Annotated in this window: 4 protein-coding genes; all 4 read left to right on the forward strand. The window is 53.1% G+C overall.

All coding sequences use genetic code 11. The annotated features are described in order from the left end of the window. Nucleotides 1–411, forward strand: a 411-nt coding sequence (locus tag ACIREA_RS28005; RefSeq protein ID WP_397385615.1) for a hypothetical protein, incomplete at its 5' end; no start/stop codon positions are given. Between the two features lie 304 nt (nucleotides 412–715). Then, entirely contained in the window at nucleotides 716–907 is a 192-nt protein-coding gene (locus ACIREA_RS28010) for a helix-turn-helix domain-containing protein (protein WP_397385616.1), read from the forward strand. A gap of 91 nt (nucleotides 908–998) precedes the next feature. After that, nucleotides 999–2,009 carry a hypothetical protein gene (locus ACIREA_RS28015; RefSeq protein WP_397385617.1) on the forward strand — a complete coding sequence of 337 codons (1,011 nt, stop codon included), beginning with the start codon at nucleotides 999–1,001 and terminating at the stop codon, nucleotides 2,007–2,009. Then, nucleotides 2,006–3,466 carry a DUF3987 domain-containing protein gene (locus ACIREA_RS28020; protein WP_397385618.1) on the forward strand — a complete coding sequence of 487 codons (1,461 nt, stop codon included), beginning with the start codon at nucleotides 2,006–2,008 and terminating at the stop codon, nucleotides 3,464–3,466. The genes ACIREA_RS28015 and ACIREA_RS28020 overlap by 4 nt, the downstream gene beginning before the upstream one ends. The last annotated feature ends 512 nt before the right edge of the window (nucleotides 3,467–3,978 follow it).

Raw genomic sequence — 3,978 nt, forward strand, 5'->3', positions numbered from 1 at the left:
CACCAAGACGCAGAAAGTGCGACCCGAGACTTGGAGCTTCGTTTTAGTGAGGCCTTAAAAACATTCAGTCGCACCGCCGGCAAAGCGTACACAAAAGAGAGCAACCGATTGTACACCTTTAAAAAAGCGACCGTTTCTCTCCCATGGTTGGCAATCCGATGCGCGTATGATTTCGTCATCAAACACCGCCGACTTCCCAACAAAATGGAATTGAAGGTGGATGTCGAAGCGGCATCTAAAAAGTGGAAAAAAATTCCACGCGCAACCTGGAGCGACGCATTAAAAACGGCAGGATTGTCGATGCTGGGTCATGCCAAGAAACATACGGCTCAGGAATATCGCGATAAAGTTCGGAAAAAGCAGGCTTCGCTGCTTGGAGTGGATATCACAGAAAGGCTCATGCCGGATTGACGCATGACCCGTCAAGGTATTGAGCCTCAACGGGCGGCATCCTTAGGGAGGGACCGTGCTCTTCTCCAGGTCCCATAATGACAGCTTGCCGATGGGGATTCGAGGAGGGCGCAGTCGGGGGCAGAGCAAACCAGTCCAAGGTGTCCAACACCCCATCGTGTGCAAAGTGGCCCTCCGAGGCCTTCGGTCACCCACCTAAACAGCGAAGGGCCGGAAAAAGTGGTCACTTTTTCCGAACCACTTTCGAGGCACGCAGCTTTTTTTGAAGCGACATCAACAATCCTGATGGTATCTGAGTTGTCGCATGACCACTCAGAGCGACATCAAAACACAATTATTTTGGACCACCGCCCAACTCTCAGAACGTTGGCACATCACTCCAATGACTCTACGTCGGTGGAGAAAGGCGGGGAAAATCCAAGCACACCACCTTGGCCGGGGCATCCGATTTTCCTTGGCTGACATCGAAAAAATCGAAACAGAATCCAGAGCATAAGAAAGCCGCCCCCTTTCGGAGTGCGGCTCTCTGTGCTTGGTAGGCTCAGATAGTTACTCGCGAAGGGGTGCTGCGCAACACAAAGCACCACATGCACACCAAATATGGAAGGGCGCAGCGCGCCCTCGCTCTGCCGCAGTTGATGCGGTTTCTCGGAGTTCCAAAAGACTCCATTCGTGACAACGACGGAAATATACGCTGTCCATGGCATCACCGCCACAGGCACAAGGATCAAAATAAGTCATGCAGCATCTACCGCAACATGACCCGCATGCACTGCTTCGTCTGTGGCTACAATTACGATGTCATTCGTTTCGCGGCAGCATGGCGTAAGACCAATGAAAGGGAAGCCTATCACTTCCTCATGAAGAATGAGGCAAGCCGCCAAATTGTCGCAGATGAAAAAAAGCGCATTGAGCCGGAAGGTGGTCTCACGCTGCCGCCAACTCGGGACCTGTCTTCTGCGGATATGGAGTCAATTGCATCGCTCCGTCAGGTTGACGTCGCTGCATTGCAGTTCGCCGCCAGCCTCGGCATTCTCCGCCGGACAGATGTCTGCGGAGAACCCTCCTGGCTGCTCACCGATAGCTTGGGGTGCATCGCTGAGGCGCGTACGTTGTCTGGCGTCTGGTATCCGGCATACGGCACCCTTTCAGAACGAAAGGCCCACACCATCCGGGGTTCGAATAAGACCTGGCCATTAGGAGTAGCGCTCTTGCAACAATACCAGTGCATTACGTCGATCATGATTTTGGAAGGAGGGCCTGATCTGTTGGCTGCGTACCACTTCCTCCTCCGTTTAGGGATCCGCAATGTTCTTCCGGTCGCCATGCTGGGCGCCAGTGCAGGTCGTCACGGAATCAACCCTCGGGCGCTGCAATTGCTTCGTGGAAAACATGTACGCATTTATCCGCACAACGATCCTTCCGGATCGGGAGCTCTCGCCAACTGGTTGCCCCAGATCGTCAAGGCTGGCTGCACCGTAAGTCGCGCATCGTTCGCCGGAATCATGCGCCCGGATGGCACCCCCGCCAATGACCTCAACGATCTGACCTCCAGCCTGCCGGGCTCTCATGAACCCTATCGCTTCCTTTTCACATGAATACAGCATCTACTAATCAAAATAATATCGCAGATTTCGCAGGTTTTGGCATCGAGACGGAGGAGGATAAACCCTTCCCCGTTCAATGCCTGCCTCAGGTTTTGCAGACCTATCTGCGGGAGATTTGCCGCATTGACGGTGTGTGTGAGGCATTGCCGGGAGCATGCATGCTAGGGACGTTGTCCATGGCATTGGGCTCCGGCGCCGAGATCGACATCGGAGAGTACCGAGTAAGAGGAAACTTGTTTATCTTGGGATCTGCGCGAAGCGGAACCGGCAAAAGCGTTGTCTTCAAGCGGGTTGTACAGGCGTTTCTAGATTACGAAAAGGCTTACGTGACCAACTGGCGAGAGAAAACCCTTCCGGGCGTTAAAGCAGAAATCCGTATGCTCAAGCAAAGACAAGAGACCTTGGATAAACAAGCGGCAAAACTCCCCCAAACATCCGGGACAGACCTGCAGGAGGCTACGCAGATTGAACGACGACTTGGGGAGCTTGATCGTTGTATCCAAGAGCCATGCATGACCTTCAGTGAATCGACTCGCGAAAAAATTGCGGATTTAGTAAGCCGCAGCCCGACGGAAACTCTCGCTTCTGTGAGTGCAGAAGCACGGGGCTGCATCGGAACCCTGATGGGCCGCTACAATTCTAAAACCGATGAGGACATGTTCGTCGCACTATGGTCCGGGGATTACTGCAAGATCAGCCGCATCCACCGCCCCGACACTGTACTGCAGAGGCCTTGCCTCAGCTTGCTATGGCTGGTGCAACCTGACTTACTGGACCGACTTCTATCGTCAGACGACATGCTTGAGAGCGGTTTTTTAGCGCGCACTCTCTTCTTCGAGGCCAGCCCACCCTCTTACGTAATTGCGACAAAAGCCCCCGGAATCGTTGCCACGCAGAATGCTTGGCAGGCACTTGTCTGGCACATAGCGTTCACCTTCTACCATCAGTCTCATCCCGTTATATTTCCCTGTCAGCAAGGAGTTATGGATCTGATGACAAGGTTTCGTTTATGCCTGATGCAGCGAACGCAATTCGAAGGCGACCTAGCAGACGTGTACAGCTTCGCAGCGAGATGGGTCGAGCAGACGTGGCGCATCATGCTTGTCCTCCATGTGACCAAACTACCAGACAGTGCGCTATACCCGGTCTCCATGGAGACCGCTAACGAAGCCATTCAGCTCATGGACTGGTTCGCAACGCAGCAGCTTTTGCTTTTGACAGCCAAGCGAGAACGGAAGACCGATGAACGGTTCGAAGCTCTATTGCAGGTGCTAAGTTACAAACCCGGCCAGTGCTGCTCGCTCCGCGACCTCAGCCGTCGTCATGGTTTCCAAGAAACCGAAGTCCGGACAATTGTACTGAATCACCAATGCGCTTTAGTGATTAGGGAACTGAAGGCGCAAGGGCCCGGGCGGCCTTCGCCAGGCGTTGCGATTGCTCAAGTGTAGGATGGCCTAGCAGCATGACCCCCATGCCAAAATCTGCGTTATCTGCGAAATGTGTCTCTCACCCTCCAAAAACAAATAAATTTTCTCAGTTTGCCTGCCATGAACTGCCATGTCCCTCCATGAAACCAACACATCAACCACAGCACCTCGTTCCCTCTCTCGAAAACCTACCGCAACATCGTTTGATCCGATTGATACCCCGGAAAGCAGTGCAAACCGTTGCCTGTCCACGTTGTGGCGCTTGCCCAGGCCGTTGTTGCATCGGCTGTAAAGGCCAACAACGAATAGCCAATCACATTGAAAGGGTTCAGCTTGCTCTATCCTCTACGATTACCTCAGCAGCCGCGAATATCAGTTTTTGGCATTCTTGAGCCATCTTCATTCAGAATCCCTTCACCTGGATGACAAAAATGTCACCCGTGAGTTAAATGATCCCCACTGACTAACACACGCAATCCGCAACCGTCTGTTAAATGCATGCATCATGCTGGTTGATATTGACACCCCGTACG

It is taken from the genome of Prosthecobacter sp., assembly GCF_044373815.1.
Taxonomy (GTDB): Bacteria; Verrucomicrobiota; Verrucomicrobiia; order Verrucomicrobiales; family Verrucomicrobiaceae; genus Prosthecobacter.

Coding starts and splice junctions, on each gene's coding strand:
- ACIREA_RS28010 (WP_397385616.1), top strand. CDS start 716: ATGACCACTCAGAGCGACATCAAAACACAATTATTTTGGACCACCGCC.
- ACIREA_RS28015 (WP_397385617.1), top strand. CDS start 999: ATGCACACCAAATATGGAAGGGCGCAGCGCGCCCTCGCTCTGCCGCAG.
- ACIREA_RS28020 (WP_397385618.1), top strand. CDS start 2,006: ATGAATACAGCATCTACTAATCAAAATAATATCGCAGATTTCGCAGGT.